Below are 660 nucleotides of genomic sequence, written 5' to 3' on the forward strand. Positions count from 1 at the left end.
CAGATCGGGGCCGATATGGTCGGTTACGCCCACTGTGTGGCAAGGTGCACAGATCTTCTTGAACAGGACCTGCCCCGGCTCGCGGCCGATTGTCAGGCCCTGTGGGTCATGGTCTGCTGCCAAGGCATCCTGCCGAACGTGACGACGATCCCGCCAGTCCGGATCCATGTCGCGGATGGCGAGCTCCAGGTTTTCGATGTCCGCGAACGGCGAGTTTCTCGTCCATTCGCCAGTTTTGTCGTTGCCAAGAACGATTTCGTTGCGGTGCTGGGTCGCCACACCGCTCTTGTTGCCAAGCTTTGAATTGATGGCACGAATGTCGGCTGGTTTCCCCGTGATGAATGTCCAGCCAGGGCCGGTATAAAAGGCGTCGGCGAAGGTTCTCAGTTTGTCCGGCGTGTCGTTTTCCGGATCGACCGTGATCGAGAGTACAAAAATGTCCTTGCCGATTTCGTCTCTCAGCCTGTCCACCACCTGGGCGATGCGCGCTGTCGTCAGCGGACAAAGATCCGTGCAACTGGTGAAGATGAAGCTGATAAGGACGATCCTGTCCTTGATCAGATCGTCATAGAACCGAACCCTGTCGCCATTTTGGGTAACGACGTCGACGTTTGGGAAGTAGTCCTTTCCCCAACGCGAACTCTTGGCCGCCGGTTCGCC

General features: G+C 57.4%; 1 protein-coding gene. It reads right to left on the reverse strand.

What is annotated here, in order from left to right:
* Positions 1 to 660, reverse strand: a 660-nt coding sequence (locus AC244_RS34810; protein WP_053253368.1) for an SCO family protein, incomplete at both ends; no start/stop codon positions are given.

The organism is Ensifer adhaerens (assembly GCF_001270265.1).
Taxonomy (GTDB): Bacteria; Pseudomonadota; Alphaproteobacteria; order Rhizobiales; family Rhizobiaceae; genus Ensifer; species Ensifer adhaerens_B.